1 pseudogene is annotated in these 519 nt (G+C 23.5%); it reads right to left on the bottom strand.

The features are described from left to right. Positions 1-2: 2 nt before the first annotated feature. Positions 3-519 (bottom strand): annotated as a pseudogene (locus tag BGS43_RS03235) (motility associated factor glycosyltransferase family protein); the annotation flags it as partial.

Genomic DNA, 519 nt, shown 5'->3' with positions numbered 1-519 from the left:
TCTCACCTTCTCACCCTTTCCATCCATTTATCTAATTTTCTTTCTTTGAGTTTTTCTTCTAAAGGAAGTATATTTTTAATCAAAGCATTTTCTTGTGCTTTAATATGTCCATAAACTAATTCCATAAATTCTAAATGTTCTTTTATCCAAAGAATACTTTTATTAAAAACATCTTCTTTGGTTTTAGGATTTAAAACATAAATCCTTGCAAGGTTTAGTTCAAATTGTGTCAGTAAAGGACCTAAAATTTCATACAAATCTTGCATTTGTTTCATATCTTCAAGTTTGTTTTTAAACTCATCTATTTTTCTAATAGCTAAGTTTAAATCTTCTTCTTTTTCATTTAAACTCAAATATATACTTTGTATATTTTCAAAATCATTGCTGAGTATTTTACTAAAATCTCTACAATGTTTAATACTTTGATAAACTTTATAATAAGCCTTAAGTAAAAATTCATTTTGTTTATTTAAACTTAAAGGTTCTAATTTTTCAAAAGGTTTATTTAAATCTTTATCA

It is taken from the genome of Campylobacter sp. 110 (assembly GCF_002383965.1).
GTDB lineage: Bacteria > Campylobacterota > Campylobacteria > Campylobacterales > Campylobacteraceae > Campylobacter_D > Campylobacter_D coli.
Note: the sequence above shows the minus strand (reverse complement) of the source record. Positions and strands in the feature narration are given on the sequence as shown.